This is a genomic window from Novosphingobium sp. Gsoil 351, from assembly GCF_009707465.1.
Taxonomy (GTDB): domain Bacteria; phylum Pseudomonadota; class Alphaproteobacteria; order Sphingomonadales; family Sphingomonadaceae; genus Novosphingobium.
This window is the reverse complement of the sequence record NZ_CP046120.1, coordinates 2,777,931-2,793,815: the sequence shown is the minus strand read 5'-3', so window position 1 is coordinate 2,793,815 and position 15,885 is coordinate 2,777,931. Positions and strand designations below refer to the sequence as shown.

Genomic DNA, 15,885 nt, shown 5'->3' with positions numbered 1-15,885 from the left:
GCGTCTATCCTTTTGTCAGGTCCGGCCGCAGCCAGACAACGCGCCGGTCAGGACGTCAGCCAGCAGGCTCGCCCAACGGACTTGGCCCGCCGCCTCCGCGATCAGATCCTGCCGGATCTCGATCTCGGCATAGGCCCGCTCCGCCGCATAGCAATGATGGGGAACAGTGAAATCGATCCCGTCCATCGCGTAAGGTTCATTGTCTCCGACCGGCGCATCGAGCCGCGCGCGCAGTCCCGCCAAGACGGCGCCCGAAAAGCGCGTGTCACCACGGTCGTGGAGCACACCGGCGTGCCAGGGCCGCGCTCGACCGCTCATCGCCGGAGTGAAGCTGTGCAGCGCGACCAATATCGGCGGACGGGTCTGCCCGGCTAGGGCGGCGGCGATGGCGGCGTGATAGGGCGTGTGGATCGCCGCGACGCGCGCTGCGCGCGCGGCACCGGCCAGTCCCGCATTGCCGGCGATCACGCTATCGTCGCTGATCGCGGGTATCGCATCGGCGCGCGCGGGATCGCGGTTGCAGTCGATCACCAGGCGCGAATAGCGCTGGCGGACCAGCGGCGCGCCGAGCTTCTCCGCCAGCGCCTCGGCCACTCCGGCGATGCCGATGTCCCAGGCGATGTGTCGCCTCCGGTCGGCCTCGCCGAGCCCGAGGTCGCCCAGCGTGCGGGGGATCGCGTTACCCGCGTGGTCCGCGACCAGCACGAACGGGCAACCGGGCGCACCCGCCCGGACGATCGCCGGGCCTGGCTCGTCGGCGTCGAGCAGATCCTCAGCCAAGGGCCTCGATCCGCCGCGCCAGCCGCCGCCAGGCGTTGTTGTGGAGCACGATCGAGGCGATCAGCAGCAGCGACATCCACACTCCGCCATAGACGAAATACGCGAGCGGGCCGGCCGTGAGCAGCATCGACAGCCCCAGCGCGATCGCCCTGCTGTTCGGCCCGAGCCACCGTTGCAAACGCAGCAGCGGCGGCATCTCGCTGCGAATCATCGCGCGCAGCCGCTCCAGCCGAGGCGGATCGCCTGCCGCCGCAGTGATCGTGGCGTCGATCGCCAGCGCGCTGGGCGTGGTCCCCATGGCGACGCGCAGATAGAGCGAGACCAGCCACGCGAACGGCCCGCGACCTTCGGGAAGGGCGTTGTTGAGCCAGGGCTTGCCGTAGACCCAATAGAGATAGAACCGCCGCTGCGCTTCGACATGGGTCGATTGCACGGCATGCGCGATCCCGGCGGGGATGGCGATGGCCCAGGCCCACGGCCCCAGCGTCGCGGACAGCAGCACGCCGAGCAGCAGATACAGGACGAAGTGGCTCGAATAGTCGCACAGCCCGTCGATCATCTCGCCATACGGACTGGTCCGGCCGGTCATCCGCGCCAGATCGCCATCGGCGCCGTCGATCACGTGCCACGCCATGTGGAGCGCCATGCCCAGCAGCGCGCTGAACGGCCACGCCTCGCCTCCCCACAGTGGCGCGGTGTACGCGATCCCGGCGCAGACCACGGTCAGGCCGCCTGCGACCGAGACCTGGTTGGGGGTCAGCGGCGTGCGGGCGAGCAGCTTGGCGAGTTGCCAGGCAAGCGGGTGATAGAGCCAGTGGTTGAGCGTATCTTCCAGTTCGCGCGGACGCATCGGGCGGACCGGGTCGAGGCCGCGAGGGCGGGCGGCTCCGGCCTCAGGCAACGCCGTGTTCCATCCGGTTGAGCGTGTGCCGGGCAAAGCCACCCAAGGCAAGAAAGCTGACCAGTCCCCCCACCGCCACCGCCCAGGCAATTCCGGCCGCGCCATAAGGGAACCAGCAGCACCATCGCTCCCGCCATCGCCACCACCGCGAAGGCGCGGGCGAACAGCGCATAGCGAGCGAGTCCGGTCGAATGGAGCACAGGCTCGAAGGCCACGCTCGCCAGATCGAAGCTTGCCGCCAGCGCCAGCGGAATGAGGATGCTGGCCCCGCGCGAGAACTCGTCGCCGCCTAGCAGCGCGAGCAGCTTGTCCCCCGCCAGCACCGCGATCGCGACCACCACCACCCCGGCCGCCGCCGCGATCGCGCTAGTCTGGAAGGCCAGCTTGCGAAACTCGCCGGGATCGGCCGCGACGCGCGCCCGCGCGATCTCGGCGTAGACCGAGCGGGTCAACAGGCTGGAGAGCTTGCTCAGCGCCTGGCTCAATTGTGCGGCCAGCCGGTAAAGACCCGCAGCGCGCGTGCCCACGAACGCGCCGACCGCCAGCAACGGCCCGTTGCGCATCACCGCCTCCAGCGTCGAGGCGGCATAGGTCACCAGAGTGAAGTGCTTGATATCGGGATGGTCGCGGAGAACCTGGCGCCATTCGGCGATGTGGGAAAGCTTTACCGCTTCCGGGCACAGCCGCCGGGCCATGATCCAGTACAGCGCCGCCTCGATCAGGTCGACCAGGGCCCAGGCGGCCAGGAACTTGATCACCGTCGGCCCCGTCGCCCAGATCGCCGCCGCCGCCACCAACCGACCGATCGGCACCACCGCCTCGACATAGACCGCCATGTCGAACCGATCGAGCGCGCGGACGATTCCGGTTGGCGCGGAAACCAGCGACCACAGCATCGCACAGCAGAAATAGAATGCCGGATCGATGAAGTTCGGGTTGATGTGGATCAGACCGTCGCTGTGATAGATCAGCACCCAGGCGAGAAAGCACCCAAAGGTCGCGCTCATGGCGTCGAGCAGACCGCCGAACATCCCCAGCCGCCCGAATGCGCGCCATTCGCCGGCGTGGACGTGCGGCGCGCCATAGCGGACGATGATCCGCCAGGTCTGGAACCCGGCGATGGCGATCAGCGCCTGCGCGGTGCCGAAGATCAGCGCAAAGTGGCCGAACCCCTTCAGACCCAGGCTGCGGGTGAGGATCGCGAGATACGCGATTCCGAACACCGCGCCGAACCCCTTGCCGCCGAGCAGCCAAGCGGTGTTGGCGAAGATCCGCCCGATCGGGGACTTCGGCAGGGTGGGAACGCGACCTCGAACCATCCGCCGCCATGTGGCGGAGGGCGGCGCGGGGCGCAAGCGTCCACGCTCGGTCCCTACCCACGCTACCCGCCGGTACTGGATGGATGGTTGATGCTCCCGCCCACTCCGCTAAACGCCCCCCATGATCGAACACGCCATTCTGCTCAGCGCCGGCCAGGGCAGCCGAATGCTCCCGCTCACCGCCGAGCGGCCCAAGTGCCTGATCGAGTTCTCGGGCCGATCGCTGCTCGCCTGGCAGATCGAGATGCTCGCGCGCGGAGGGGTCAAGCGGATCGACGTTGTCACCGGTTTCATGACCGACATGGTCGATGCCGAGTTGGCGGCGCTCCAAGATCCCCGGGTGGAAATTACCAGCAGGTTCAACCCGTTCTACAAGGTGGCCGACAATCTCGGCAGTTGCTGGATCGCCCGCGACGCGATGGACGGCGATTTCCTAATCCTCAACGGCGATACGTTGGTCAGCGAGGAAATCGTGGCCAAGGTCCAGGTCGGTTCGGACTGGCCGATCGCGGTAACGGTGGACGTCAAGCCCGCCTACGACAGCGATGACATGAAAGTCACCCGCGACCCCGCCACCGGCCGCCTGGAGCGCATCGGCAAGACCCTGACCGCGGCCCAAAGCGACGCCGAATCCATCGGCTTCCTTGCCTTCCGCGGCGAAGGCGCGGCGCTGTTTCGCGAAGCGGTGCGCGCCGCGATGCGCACCCCCGAGGGGGTCCAGCACTGGTACCTCAAGGTCATCGACGGTCTCGCCCCCACCGGCAAGGTCGGCACGGTCTCGATCGAGGGGATGGGCTGGGGCGAAGTCGATTTTCTGAACGACATCGAGGCTGCGACGAAGCTGACGGATGCCTGGTCGTTTCCGACCCGAGCGTGATCGGCGAACCTTGATGGAAGCTGCGTTGCGGGCGGACCCGACCCGCGACCGTGCGTTGCCGCTCGGCACCTTTAGGCTGCCAGCCCGGCCATCTCGATCAGTTCCTGGGCGGCTCGTTCGGACGCGCTGACCGATTGGTCGCCATAACCGTCGCGCACCAACGCTTCTTGCTGGGCCAGAAACTCGCCATGACGGGCAATGGCGCGATCGAGCGCGGGGACGACATCCTCGACCCGGGTCACCGTTTCGCCGCAGCGCCACATGTCGGGCAACTTGCTGTCCCCCGCACCGCCATCGCCCTTGATGTCGATGAACACGCATGGCCGGGGAATGACCAGAAACTCGTAGAGCTGGCTGCTGAATTCACCAAGATAGATGTCGCCGGCCAGCGTGTAGGTCATATCGATCGAACGCTCGGACCCCGGGTCGAACAGGGCGTGGGTTCCGTCCGATTGGTCGCGGAACGCGGCGCGTTCGGCTGCGCTCGCCCCCTCGAACAGCCTGACGTGCGGAGCCGTGATCAGATTGAAGCGGCCGCTCGCCCGAATTTGCCCAACGATCTGTGGCCCGGCCCATTGCCACGACCCCCGTTGAGCGTCGAAGTGCGGATTGTAGAGCACCGTCGGTTTGGGTCCGGGAAGAAGCGGGCGGCGCTTGAGCCGACCGGCACGGCGCAAACCGTCGAGCTTGACGTGGCCGACCACGGCAACCGCGTCGGCCGGTAGCAGTCCGTGTTCCAGCGTCGAGCGGCGGTCCGCTTCGCCAGCCAGCAAAACCCGATCGAACTTGGCGAAGCGCGGGTCCATTCCCTTCGCCCGGCGAGCGCCGCCCACCCCATGCGGAATGTGTGCGAGCGGCGGGCACCGGCCCGGAATCTGCTTCAGCAGCGTCGACGTGCGTTCCACGGTCACGATGACGCTGGCCGAACGCATGGCGCGCGCCCACCAAACCAGCCGCAGCGCCTTGAGCGGAGAACTGCGCGTTCGCCGCAGCGCCGCAAGCCCGCGCTCGAGCGCACGCGGCAGGGTCATGACGACGATCTCGACAGGACCCGATCCGAGCGCCGCTAGCATCTCCGCCAGCGCGGCCTGGTCCTCGGAATCGATCACGAAACACTCCACGCGAGTGTTGGGCATGCGCGAAAGCGCTGCAGCAACGGGCGCCGCGTGCCAGAATTGGTGCTGACCCCCGATGAGCGAGAACGCGAACCGCGCGCCTTGCGCAGCCACGCGGCCAGCGGAAGCCTGCTTTTCGACTGCGGAATCGCGCGGCAAATCGCCCGCGAGGTCGGCGTATTGCATTCGGCGTCCCCAGGACCAGACACGGCCACAGTGCGCCGGTCGGACGAGGTTTTCCAGCCATTTCCCCAACGGGGCCCGCAAGGGAGGACTGGTTCGGCAAACGCCTCCGGGGGCCGCCGAGCCGCCCGTTCCTTGCACCCCGTTTTCCTACATCGCCAAAAGGTGCTAGGTGCCGCGCCTGATGGTCACGTCTTTGTTTCCCGCCTCCCGCACCGTGCAAAATGGCGCCTCCGCATCCAGGGGGAAAATTTCCCTCAGGACAGTGGTCCAAGTGGTCCGCGCTTTGGGTATCGACCGGCCATGAGCAGTATTCGCCCCTGGCGCGACATCGCCCGCCGCCAATCCCGCCAGATCATGGTTGGGCGCGTACCCGTCGGCGGGGATGCGCCGATCACGGTGCAGACGATGACCAACACGCTGACCAGCGACGCGGTCGCCACCATCGACCAGATCCGGCGCTGCGAGGATGCCGGGGCGGACCTGATCCGGGTTTCGTGCCCCGATGTCGAAAGCACCGCGGCGCTGCGCGGCATCGTCAAGGCCGCGCGGGTGCCGCTGATCGCCGACATCCATTTCCACTACAAGCGCGCGCTCGAGGCAGCCGATGCGGGCGCGGCGTGTCTGCGGATCAATCCGGGCAACATCGGCAGCGGCGAACGCGTCGCCGAAGTCGTTCGCGCGGCCAAGGCCAACGGCTGCGCAATCCGTATCGGGGTCAACGCCGGAAGCCTGGAGAAGGACCTGCTCGAAAAGTACGGCGAGCCCTGCCCCGAGGCGCTGGTCGAATCGGCGCTCGATCACATCAAGCTGCTCCAGGACCACGATTTCCACGAATACAAGGTGGCGGTGAAGGCCAGCGACGTGTTCCTCGCGGTCGCCGCCTACATGCAATTGGCCGAGGCGGTCGATTGCCCGCTGCATCTGGGAATCACCGAGGCCGGCGGGCTGATCGGCGGCACGGTCAAGTCGAGCATCGGGATGGGCAACCTGTTGTGGGCTGGGATCGGCGACACCATCCGCGTTTCGCTATCGGCCGAGCCCGAGGAGGAAGTCAGGGTCGGGTTCGAGATCCTCAAGTCGCTCGGCCTACGGACGCGGGGCGTGCGCGTGGTTTCGTGCCCAAGCTGCGCGCGGCAGGGCTTCGACGTGATCCGCACCGTCCAGGCGCTCGAAAGCCGGCTCGGCCACATCAAGACCCCGCTCTCGCTCTCGGTGCTGGGCTGCGTGGTCAACGGCCCGGGCGAGGCGCGCGAAACCGACATCGGGATCACCGGCGGGGGCAACGGCAAGCACATGGTCTACCTCTCGGGGGTGACCGACCACCACGTCCAGAGCGCCGATATGCTCGATCACATCGTCGCGCTGGTCGAGGCCAAGGCGGCCGAGATCGAAGCCGGGATGAGCGACGCGGGGCACGCCGAAGCGGCGGAGTAGACGAAGCAGTAACCCATCCTGCGTTAGCCTGTGCGGCGATGCAGAAGCTGATACCTCTCGCGGCCTTCGGCGGATTCATCTGGATCGTGTTTTCGCCGCACGAACAGGCGCCGGTCAGGCCGCAGGGCCCGGAAGCGGTCAAGACCATGAGGCTGGGGGAACAGCCGTCCGGATCAGCCTCGGCAGCGAGCGGGTTCGACGATGCGATGGTTCTCCAGCGCGACGGCAGCGGCCAGTTCCATGTCGATGCCCAGGTGGAGGGCCAGGACACGCAGTTTCTGGTCGATACCGGCGCCGACATCGTCGCGCTGACCGTCGATGAAGCGGGACGGCTCGGTCATCCGGTCGATCCGGCGGAGTTCGTGCCGCTGATGCAGACCGCCTCGGGCACCGGCAACGGCGCGATCGTCCGCCTCGACCGGCTGGAAGTCGCGGGAACCGAGTTCCACGACGTCGACGCGGTCGTGCTCGAGGGCCTGTCGGTCAATCTGCTCGGCCAGACGGTGCTGGCAAAGCTGGGCCAGGTCAGCCTGGAAGGCGATCGGATGACGATCCGCCGCTGATTTGCAGTTGAGGGCTTGGCTGGGCTAGGTGGCCGCATGACCATCGCCACCCGCGCAGCCACCGTCGCCGACATGCCGCTGATCGCCGCGCTGATTCGCGGGCTGGCCGAATACGAGGGGCTAAGCCACGCGGTGAGGATGGACGAAGCGGTGCTCGAACGCCACTTGTTCGGCCCTCGACCGATGGCCGAAGTGCTGATCGGCGAACTGAACGACCAGCCGAGCGGCTTCGCGCTGTTCTTCCACAACTTCTCGACCTTCGAGGGTCATCCCGGAGTGTGGTTGGAGGATCTGTTCGTGGTGCCTTCCGCGCGCCGCTCCGGACTTGGGCGCAAGCTGCTGGGCGAGGTCGCGCGGATCGCGGTTGAACGGGGTTGTGCGCGGATGGAATGGTCGGTGCTCGACTGGAACATGATGGCGATCAACTTCTACCGCTCGCTCGGCGCCCGCCCGCTCACCGACTGGACGACCATGCGGCTCGACGCCGACAGCTTGGCGCAACTCGGCGCAAACGAGGCGGTTTCCAGCGCTTGAGAGTTGTGTCCACGTTCACCGCACGGTTAGGCTTGGCGTGATAGACGGGAACGAATGGACAAAGGACTGGACCGCAGGACCGCGCTCAAGCGCGCTGCCGCCGGCGCCATGGCGCTGGCCCTGCCTGCACGCGTGTTTGCCCAGCCGTATTCGATCCCCGAACAGAACCGTCGTATCCTCGACATCGCGAGGCGCGAAGTCGATCGGGCGGGTAACATCCTGTGGCGCCGCGACATCGCCGGGGTGGCCGACTTCGGCCTCCCCCTCGTCGATGCCGCGGCTGCACTTCGCCAACCTCGAAGCCGGGACCGTGCGCTCGTTCCTGGTGACGCATGGCAAGGGCTCTGACCCCGACCACGACGGTTTCCTGCACTGGTTCTCGAACGAGCCGGGCAGCCTCGCGACCAGCCGCGGGGCCTACATCAGTTACGAATGGTACGTCGGAAAATACGGCGTCTCGATCCGCCTCGGCGGCCTCGATCCGGACAACTCGAACGCGCTCAACCGCGCCATAGTGATGCATTCAGCGCCGTACGCCGCGCCGGAGATGCTCGAGAAATTCGGCAAGCTGGGGCGCAGCGACGGCTGCCTGGCGATGGCCCCGGGCGACGACTTCAATGCCGCTCTCACCCAGCTTTCCGGCGGCCGAGTGATCTTCGCCGACAAACTGGGGATCTACTAAGGGATCAACCGCACGAGCGCGACCGCGCCCGAGGCCGCCAGCAAGGCCGCCACCAGCCAGCGCCAGGCACGATCCGATACCCGCCCGAACGCCATGCCGCCCAGCCGGTTGCCGAGCCAGATCGGCCCGAACAGCGCCGCGGCCAACAGCGCATGGCGCGATCCGGCCATCCCCATCGCCAATCCCGCGACACTGCTCGCCAGCGAAGTCGCGAGGAACACCAGCAGCATCGATGCGCGCGCCCGCGCCGCCGGAATCGCCTGGCGCAGATAGAACGGAACCACCGGCGGGCCGGGCATACCGGCGAACCCGGTCAAGAGGCCCGCGGCGACGCCGGTCGCGGCCACTTCGGCGCGGTGTGGGCGGTGGCCATCGGGGCGCGGCGGGAGCAGCACCAGGACGAACGCCAGCACCGCAATCAGCGCGATCAGCACCCGCGCCCAAGCTGGATCGATCGCATGGAGCAGGGCGAGACCGAACGGGGTCGCCGCCATCGCCAGCACGCCGATCGCCAGCGCGCTCGGACGGTCGGCGGCGTCCCAAGTCGTGCGCAGTCCGCTCAAACCGATCAGCAAGCCAAGGAGGTTGGAAACGACCACCGCCTCGACCGGCAGCACCATCAGTCCAAGCAACGGCACCAGCAGGATCGCCATTCCGAATCCGGCGAGGCCGCGCACGAAGGCGGCGGTGAAGGCGGCGGCGATGGCGAGAGCGAGTGCGGCAGGGGTCAGACCAAGCATTCAGCCCCACCTCCGCTCGTGCCGAACGCAATCAAGACATCGCGCGCTCCGCCGCACTCTTGCGCGCGATCCCTCAACTTCGCTCCGAATGAGCGGGCGTCGTGGATGGCTATGCGCCCCGTTCCCGCAAGTCCGGCGCCAGCGCCTCGCCCTTGAGCCACGCCACCGCCTCGTCCAGCGGCATGAACCGCTGGCGTTCCTCGCCCAAGGTGCGGATCGCGACGGTGCGCTCTTCGGCTTCGCGCTTGCCGACGACCAGCAGGTGGGGAACCTTCTGGAGCGAATGCTCCCTCACCTTGTAGTTGATCTTCTCGTTGCGCAGGTCTGATTCGACACGGATACCTGCAGACCTCAAGCTCGCTTCAACGTCGCTCGCGTAGCCGTCTGCGTCCGAAACGATCGTCGCCACCACCGCCTGCACCGGCGCCAGCCACAGCGGCAACTTGCCCGCGTAGTGCTCTATCAGGATGCCGATGAAGCGTTCGTACGATCCGAAAATCGCGCGGTGGAGCATGACCGGGCGGTGCTTTTCACCGTCCTCGCCGATGTAGTGGGCGTCGAGCCGATCCGGTAGTACCCGGTCCGACTGGATCGTGCCGACCTGCCAAGTCCTTCCGATCGCGTCGGTCAGGTGCCATTCGAGCTTGGGGGCATAGAACGCGCCCTCCCCGGGCAGTTCCTCCCAGCCATAGGCCTCGGTCGCCAGCCCGGCGCGAACGACGGCATCGCGCAACTCGTCCTCGGCCTTGTCCCAATCGGCGTCCGTTCCGAATCGCTGATCGGGGCGCAGGGCCAGCTTGATCGAATAAGTGAAACCGAAGTCCCGATAGATGCGGTCCGCGAGCGCGCAGAAATCCTGCACTTCGCTCACGATCTGGTCCTCGCGGCAGAAGATGTGCGCGTCGTCCTGGGTGAACTGGCGCACGCGCATCAGCCCGTGGAGCGCGCCCTGCGGTTCGTTGCGGTGGCAGCAGCCGTTTTCATAGAACCTCAGCGGCAGGTCACGATAGCTTTTGATCCCCTGCTTGAAGATGAGGATGTGCGCCGGGCAGTTCATCGGCTTGAGCGCCATCCAGTCGCCCCTGCCACTGACCAGCGCGCCCTCATCCTCTACGTTCGGCACCTCGTCGGGGATAACGAACATGTTCTCGCGATATTTGCCCCAATGGCCCGATTGCTCCCACTGGCGCGCGTCCATGATCTGCGGGGTCTTGACCTCGCGATAGCCGGCATCGTCGATCGCGCGGCGCATATAGGCTTCGAGCTCGCGCCAGACCTTGTAGCCCTTGGGATGCCAGAACACGCTGCCGTGAGCCTCGGCCTGAAGGTGGAACAGGTCCATCTCCGCGCCCAGCTTGCGATGATCGCGCTTGGCCGCTTCCTCGAGCCGCATCAGGTGCGCGTCGAGCTGCTTCTTGTTGAGCCAGCCGGTACCGTAGACCCGGCTGAGCATCGCATTGGCCTGATCGCCGCGCCAGTACGCGCCCGAGACGCGCGTCAGCTTGAACGCGTTGGGATCGAGCTTGCCGGTCGAAGCCAGATGCGGACCGCGGCACATGTCGAGCCAGTCGGAGCCGGAACGATAGACCGTCAACTCCTCGCCCTCGGGCAGTTCGCTCGCCCACTCTGCCTTGAAGCTCTCGCCCTGCTCGCGCCAGCGTGCGATCAGGTCGGCGCGGCTCCACACCTCGCGCGTCAGCGGCTTGTCGGCGGCGATGATGCGGCGCATCTCGGCTTCGATGGCGGGCAGGTCCTCGTCGGTGAAGGGGCGCTCGGCCGGAGCGAAGTCGTAATAGAAACCGTCCTCGGTGCTTGGACCGAAGGTGATCTGAGTACCGGGAAACAGCGCCTGCACCGCTTCGGCCAGCACATGCGCAAAGTCGTGCCGCGCCAACTCGAGCGCATCGGCCTCGTCGCGCGCGGTGACCAGCGCGAGGCTACCATCGCCCTCGAACGGGCGATTGAGATCGCGCAGCTCGCCATCGACCCGCGCCGCCAGCGCGGCCTTGGCGAGGCCGGGGCCGATCGCCGCGGCGACATCGGCAGGCGATTGCCCGCGCGGCACCTCGCGCACCGAACCATCGGGCAGGGAAATCTTGAACATCTGAGACATGGTTCACTCGTCTGGTTTGGCGGCGCTTTGGCACAAGGCCTGCGCCGCCGGAAGCCTCGGCATCGCGGAATGCTTGACGTTTCGAGTGGAGATGCCGCCCGCCCGAAACCCCGGGCGGCGACGGCGGCGCCTAGCGCGCGACCGATCGCCCCCGGGTGGGGATAGTGGTGGCTGCAGTCAGGGTGCGGCGGCGGTCCATGGGCTGCGATATAGCCACGCGACGGTTAATTGTCGATGGAGGCGATCAGGCGAAGCGATTGCGACCTGCCTCCACACTCATCGTATGGCTCGGAGCAAGCTTGGTCGAACGCTGATGCACGGTGTCGATGAAGCGCCATTCGCATGTGCTGCGCGCCGGGGTCAGTTCGATCGCCATGTAGCCGCGTTGCGCGGTATCGCACCACTTGAGGCCGGGGTTGAGCGCGACGAGGTCGGACGCTAGCCGATCGGGGTTCATCCACGGCAGTGAGCCTTCAGCGCCGGGCGAAGTCACGCTCGTTCCAGCGAACTCTACCCCCGCCGCCGCCTTGCCCAATGCGAGGTCGTTGGCCCAGGCGTTATGGCTGTCGCCCGACAACACCACCAGATTGGCGTCGGCGGCGCGGGCGCTGGCGAGAAGCCGCTCGCGCGCGGCGGGATATCCGTCCCAGGCATCCATGTTGAACGGCAGACCGGCTTTGGTCGCGGCGATCCTGCCGAGGATCCGGCTGCGAAGCTCCTCGCGACTGTCGGGGCGCATCCCATCGGCAACATTTGTGGGCAGCAGCAGTTTGCCCATCACAATCTGCTGGGCAAGCACCTGCCATGGCTTTCCAGCGCGGCGGGATTCCCTGAGTCCATCCGCCAGCCAAGCTTCCTGCTTGGCCCCCATCAGCGTTCGCGCGGAATCGCGCCATTCGCCGTCGCGGAACTTTGCCAGCGCGGCGGCGATTTCGGCATCGCTGCCCCGCTCGATCGCCGAGAGATCGAATTGCTCGTCGCGCGCGGTTAGCCGGGTTTCGAGCCGGAATAGCGTCGCCAGCTCTCCGATTTCGTAGGCTGCCCAAGTCTCGTCGGAAACCGGTAGCCATTCGTGGTAGGCGCGCATCGCCGCCGCCTCGCGCAGCGGCCACGGGCCTTCGGTGGCGGGTTGGTGGTTCTCTGCCCCGTCCTTCCAGCTATCGTTGGCGGTCTCGTGGTCGTCCCACACCATGATCCAGGGCTGGAGCTGGAAAAGGCGCTGCAGGTCCGGATCGGCGCGGTAGTTGGCGTGACGCAGGCGATAGTCGGCGAGTGAGACAATCTCCTTCTCGGGTAAAAGGACGCGCCCCGGCACGATTTGATCGAGGCCGGGGTACTCCCCCTTCTGGTACTCGTAGTAGTAGTCGCCAAGATGCACCACGGCGTCGAAGGCGCCATCCTCGGCGGCATGGGCATAGGCGTTGAACCAGCCGAACCCCAGGTTCGAGCAACTGAACACCGCCATACGAAATCGATCGACTTTGCCCACAGGCAGCGTCCGGGTGCGGCCGACGGGCGAGATCGCGCCGCCGGGTTCCACGAAGCGGTAGTAGTACCAGCGCCCCGGTTGCAGGCCGGTGGCCACGACCTTGGCGCACCAATCGCGATCCGCGAGCGCGCGGACCTCACCTCCGGTCACCGGCTTGGCGAAATCGAGCGAATCGGCAACCTCGAAGCGCAGCACGGCATCGTCGCCGGTTCCGACGTAACGCGTCCACAACAGCACCCGGTCGGCGCCCGGCTCGCCGCTCGCGACGCCGTGGGTGAAATCGTCGACCCCCGCTGCCAGCGCCATGCCAGGGAGCGCGAGCAGCCCGATTCCCACGATCCCGGCGCGTACGAAGGCGCGGCGATCGAACGCGGGCGGAAGCAACGGAAGCGGAGTGGCCATGCGTGGACTTTCGGGCGGAAGCGGTTGCGGTTGCACGGGGTCATGCGCCATGACCGTTACCGATGGAAGAACCCGCGTTCCACACCATGTCGGACGGTCGCCGGATAGCCCACCGCTTCACCGCGGGGCGTGGGCCGACCCTGGTGTTCCTGCCCGGCTACAAGTCCGACATGAGCGGCGGCAAGGCGACCGCGCTGTACGCGTGGGCGAAGGAGCACCACCAAGGCTGCCTGCTGCTCGACTATTCGGGCTGCGGGGCCAGTTCGGGGGACTTCGCCGATGGTACGCTTTCGCGCTGGACCGAAGATGTCGTGGCGCTAGTCGAGGCGAAGCGTGCCGAAGGATATGGGGGTCCGGTGATCCTGGTCGGCTCGTCGCTGGGCGGGTGGCTAATGCTGCTGGTGGCGCTGCGGCTGGGCGAGCGCGTCGCCGGGCTCATCGGCATCGCCGCAGCGCCCGATTTCACCGAATGGGGCTACGACGGAGCCCAAAAAGCGGCGCTGGCGCGGGGCGAGACGGTGTTCGAGACCAATCCCTATGGTTCCGAGCCGACCCCGACACACCCCGGCTTCTGGGTGGACGGGCAGCGGCAGCGGGTGCTTGACGGCAGGATCATGATTGATTGCCCGGTGCGGCTGATCCACGGTCAGGCCGACGCGGACGTACCGTTCGAAGTTTCGCTCCGTCTGGCCGACACCCTCCATTCCGCCGACGTTCAGGTAACGCTGATCAAGGACGGCGACCACCGCCTGTCGCGCGAGGCCGATATCGCGCTGCTGCTGCGCACCGTCGCTGCGCTGGCGGATGAACTCTCATGATCGCAGAAAGTCCCGCCCAGTTGCCCCTGCCCTTCCCCTTATTCGCCCAAGCTGTGACCGAAGCGCCGGTTGCGGTGGCCGCCCCGGCCCGGTCGCCCGCCGCCCCCACCGTCGAGGACGATCGCCTGCAGTTGTGCATCGAGCGCGCGGGCCAGGACCCGGCGACCGCTCTCGCCGAGGCTTCCGCCTGGGTCGCGGCCGCCAAGGGCGCGAACCGCTCCAAGCCGCTCGAATGCCTCGGCCAGATCTACACCGTGCTGCTGCGCTGGGATGCCGCCGAGAGCGCATTCGCCGAGGCGGCAGGAGTAACCCCGAGCAGCGACGATGCGCGCCGCTCAGCGCTGTTCGCTCAGGCGGGGAACGCGGCACTTGCCGGGGGCCATGCCGACCGCGCGCTGAGCCACCTCGACGCCGCGCTCGGCGTTCCCGGGATCGGACCGCTCGCACGCGGCCAGGCCGAAATCGACCGCGCCCGCGCGCTGGTCGCGCTCGGCCGGCTCGACGATGCGGTCGCGGCGTTCGCCTCGGCCCAGCGCGACACCCCCGACGATCCCGACGCCTGGCTACTCGGCGCGACCCTCGCCCGGCGGCGTGGCGACTATGCCGCTGCCCAACGCCAGATCGAGGTCGCCGGCAAGCTCGCCGCGACCGATCCCGAAGTCGGGCTCGAGGCGGGGGTCATCGCCATGCTCGACGGCCGCGAGCCGGCGGCGCGCAAGGCTTGGCAATCGGTGGCGCTGGTCGCACCGGGGACGAAAGCGGCGGAGACTGCGAAAGGCTATCTCGCCCAGCTTGGCGATGCGCCTGCTCCGACCAATCCCCCGACATCTCCCAGGCCGGTGGAGGGACGATGACCCGCTTCTCGGTGCTCGATCTGGTTCCGGTGGTAGAAGGCGGCAGCATCGGCCAGGCGCTCGCCAGCGCCGTCACTCTGGCTCAGGCGGCCGAGCGGCTGGGCTATCATCGCTATTGGGTCGCCGAGCACCATGGCATGGCCGGCATCGCCAGCGCCGCCACCGCGGTGACCCTTGCCCACATCGGCCAGGCGACATCGACCATCCGGATCGGTTCGGGCGGTATCATGCTGCCCAACCATTCGCCGTTCGTTATTGCCGAGCAATTCGGCACGCTCGACGCGTTGTTTCCCGGCCGCATCGACCTGGGCCTGGGCCGCGCGCCCGGCGCCGACGGACGGATCGCGCAGATGCTGCGCAAGGACCTGATGCGCGCCGCCGAGGCGTTCCCGAGCGACGTGGTCGAGCTGCAGGCGCTGTTCGCGGGCGACTCGCGGCTGCCGCTGCAGGCGACGCCGGGTCAGGGTGCGGCGGTCGACATCTGGATCCTGGGATCGAGTTTGTTCGGGGCGCAGTTGGCGGCGATGCTGGGACTGCCATTCGCGTTCGCCTCGCACTTCGCCCCGGCCGCGCTTGACCAGGCGCTTGGCCTGTACCGGCGCGAATTCAGACCGTCACAGCGGCTCGAAAGGCCGTACGTCGCCGCCGCGATCAATGTGATTGCCGCTCCCACCGATGCCGAAGCAGTGCTGCTCGGCTCCTCGATGGACCAGTCGTTCGTCGCCCTGCGGACCGGCACCCCGGGCAAACTCAAGCCCCCGGTCGAAGGCTATCGCCAATCTCTGCCCCCTAGCGCGCTGGCGATGCTTGAAGGTTTCCGCGAAGCCAGCGCGGTCGGCTCGGCCGATACCGTCCGCACCCGGGTTGCCGCGTTCATCGAGCGCACCGCCGCCGACGAACTGATCTTCGCCGGATCGACCCACGATCCCGCCGCGCGGGTCCGCTCGCTGGAACTGGCGATGAGCGCGGTTGAGGGCCTCTAAAGCCGATTTACCCGGTTGCCGCCGCCGCTGGCGGAGACTACCATGCGAATTAATGCTTCAAGCGGCCGTAATAAAATAATAGAGCCGCGCCGCGC

At 67.5% G+C, this 15,885-nt stretch carries 16 protein-coding genes; 9 read left to right on the top strand and 7 right to left on the bottom strand.

The genetic code is table 11. The features are described from left to right. Positions 1-15 precede the first annotated feature (15 nt). Genes GKE62_RS13425 through GKE62_RS13415 form a run of 3 tightly spaced genes read right to left on the bottom strand, consistent with a single transcriptional unit; the run spans position 16 to position 3,000 of the window. Positions 16-780 (bottom strand): N-formylglutamate amidohydrolase, encoded by a 765-nt coding sequence (locus GKE62_RS13425; protein ID WP_154692675.1) that lies wholly within the window; start codon positions 778-780, stop codon positions 16-18. After that, a complete protein-coding gene (locus GKE62_RS13420) occupies positions 773-1,630 on the bottom strand; it encodes a CDP-alcohol phosphatidyltransferase family protein (RefSeq protein ID WP_154693728.1) in 858 nt (285 codons plus the stop codon). Before GKE62_RS13420 ends, GKE62_RS13425 begins: the two co-directional genes overlap by 8 nt. After that, on the bottom strand, positions 1,537-3,000 hold the full coding sequence (locus GKE62_RS13415; RefSeq protein ID WP_230206695.1) for a lipopolysaccharide biosynthesis protein: 1,464 nt from the start codon (positions 2,998-3,000) through the stop codon (positions 1,537-1,539). Before GKE62_RS13415 ends, GKE62_RS13420 begins: the two co-directional genes overlap by 94 nt. A gap of 121 nt (positions 3,001-3,121) precedes the next feature. Between GKE62_RS13415 and GKE62_RS13410 the strand changes: the two genes are divergently transcribed. After that, positions 3,122-3,877 (top strand): sugar phosphate nucleotidyltransferase, encoded by a 756-nt coding sequence (locus tag GKE62_RS13410; protein ID WP_154692674.1) that lies wholly within the window; start codon positions 3,122-3,124, stop codon positions 3,875-3,877. A gap of 71 nt (positions 3,878-3,948) precedes the next feature. Here the strand turns inward: GKE62_RS13410 and GKE62_RS13405 are convergent, their stop codons facing one another. Beyond that, positions 3,949-5,178, bottom strand: a complete 1,230-nt coding sequence (locus GKE62_RS13405; RefSeq protein WP_154692673.1) for a glycosyl transferase — start codon at positions 5,176-5,178, stop codon at positions 3,949-3,951. Positions 5,179-5,478: 300 nt separating this feature from the next. On the opposite strand from GKE62_RS13405, the gene ispG reads away from it, so the two are divergent. Genes ispG through GKE62_RS13385 form a run of 5 tightly spaced genes read left to right on the top strand, consistent with a single transcriptional unit; the run spans position 5,479 to position 8,391 of the window. Continuing rightward, the gene (gene ispG / locus GKE62_RS13400) at positions 5,479-6,612 is read left to right on the top strand and encodes a flavodoxin-dependent (E)-4-hydroxy-3-methylbut-2-enyl-diphosphate synthase (protein ID WP_154692672.1); all 1,134 of its coding nucleotides are present in this window, start codon (positions 5,479-5,481) and stop codon (positions 6,610-6,612) included. 38 nt (positions 6,613-6,650) lie between these two features. Then, positions 6,651-7,175, top strand: coding sequence for a TIGR02281 family clan AA aspartic protease (locus GKE62_RS13395; RefSeq protein WP_154692671.1), 525 nt, complete (start codon positions 6,651-6,653; stop codon positions 7,173-7,175). A gap of 36 nt (positions 7,176-7,211) precedes the next feature. Beyond that, complete coding sequence (locus tag GKE62_RS13390) at positions 7,212-7,709, top strand: GNAT family N-acetyltransferase (RefSeq protein WP_154692670.1); 498 nt, start codon at positions 7,212-7,214, stop codon at positions 7,707-7,709. A 54-nt stretch (positions 7,710-7,763) separates the two neighbouring features. Continuing rightward, complete coding sequence (locus GKE62_RS19070) at positions 7,764-8,057, top strand: hypothetical protein (RefSeq protein ID WP_230206694.1); 294 nt, start codon at positions 7,764-7,766, stop codon at positions 8,055-8,057. Next, positions 7,981-8,391, top strand: a complete 411-nt coding sequence (locus GKE62_RS13385; RefSeq protein ID WP_230206693.1) for a murein L,D-transpeptidase catalytic domain-containing protein — start codon at positions 7,981-7,983, stop codon at positions 8,389-8,391. Before GKE62_RS19070 ends, GKE62_RS13385 begins: the two co-directional genes overlap by 77 nt. On the opposite strand, the gene GKE62_RS13380 is transcribed toward GKE62_RS13385, so the two are convergent. The 3 genes from GKE62_RS13380 to GKE62_RS13370 form a co-directional block, all read right to left on the bottom strand. Next, a complete protein-coding gene (locus tag GKE62_RS13380; RefSeq protein ID WP_154692669.1) occupies positions 8,388-9,131 on the bottom strand; it encodes a sulfite exporter TauE/SafE family protein in 744 nt (247 codons plus the stop codon). The genes GKE62_RS13385 and GKE62_RS13380 overlap by 4 nt on opposite strands. Before the next feature lie 109 nt (positions 9,132-9,240). After that, complete coding sequence (gene thrS, locus GKE62_RS13375) at positions 9,241-11,244, bottom strand: threonine--tRNA ligase (protein WP_154692668.1); 2,004 nt, start codon at positions 11,242-11,244, stop codon at positions 9,241-9,243. A gap of 244 nt (positions 11,245-11,488) precedes the next feature. After that, complete coding sequence (locus tag GKE62_RS13370; RefSeq protein ID WP_154692667.1) at positions 11,489-13,135, bottom strand: alkaline phosphatase; 1,647 nt, start codon at positions 13,133-13,135, stop codon at positions 11,489-11,491. A gap of 62 nt (positions 13,136-13,197) precedes the next feature. On the opposite strand from GKE62_RS13370, the gene GKE62_RS13365 reads away from it, so the two are divergent. The 3 genes from GKE62_RS13365 to GKE62_RS13355 are packed head-to-tail and all read left to right on the top strand — an operon-like array spanning position 13,198 to position 15,790. Beyond that, entirely contained in the window at positions 13,198-13,953 is a 756-nt protein-coding gene (locus GKE62_RS13365; protein WP_154692666.1) for an alpha/beta fold hydrolase, read from the top strand. A 53-nt stretch (positions 13,954-14,006) separates the two neighbouring features. Continuing rightward, entirely contained in the window at positions 14,007-14,807 is an 801-nt protein-coding gene (locus GKE62_RS13360) for a tetratricopeptide repeat protein (RefSeq protein WP_195908387.1), read from the top strand. Next, on the top strand, positions 14,804-15,790 hold the full coding sequence (locus GKE62_RS13355) for an LLM class flavin-dependent oxidoreductase (RefSeq protein ID WP_154692664.1): 987 nt from the start codon (positions 14,804-14,806) through the stop codon (positions 15,788-15,790). The genes GKE62_RS13360 and GKE62_RS13355 overlap by 4 nt, the downstream gene beginning before the upstream one ends. Positions 15,791-15,885 lie beyond the last annotated feature (95 nt).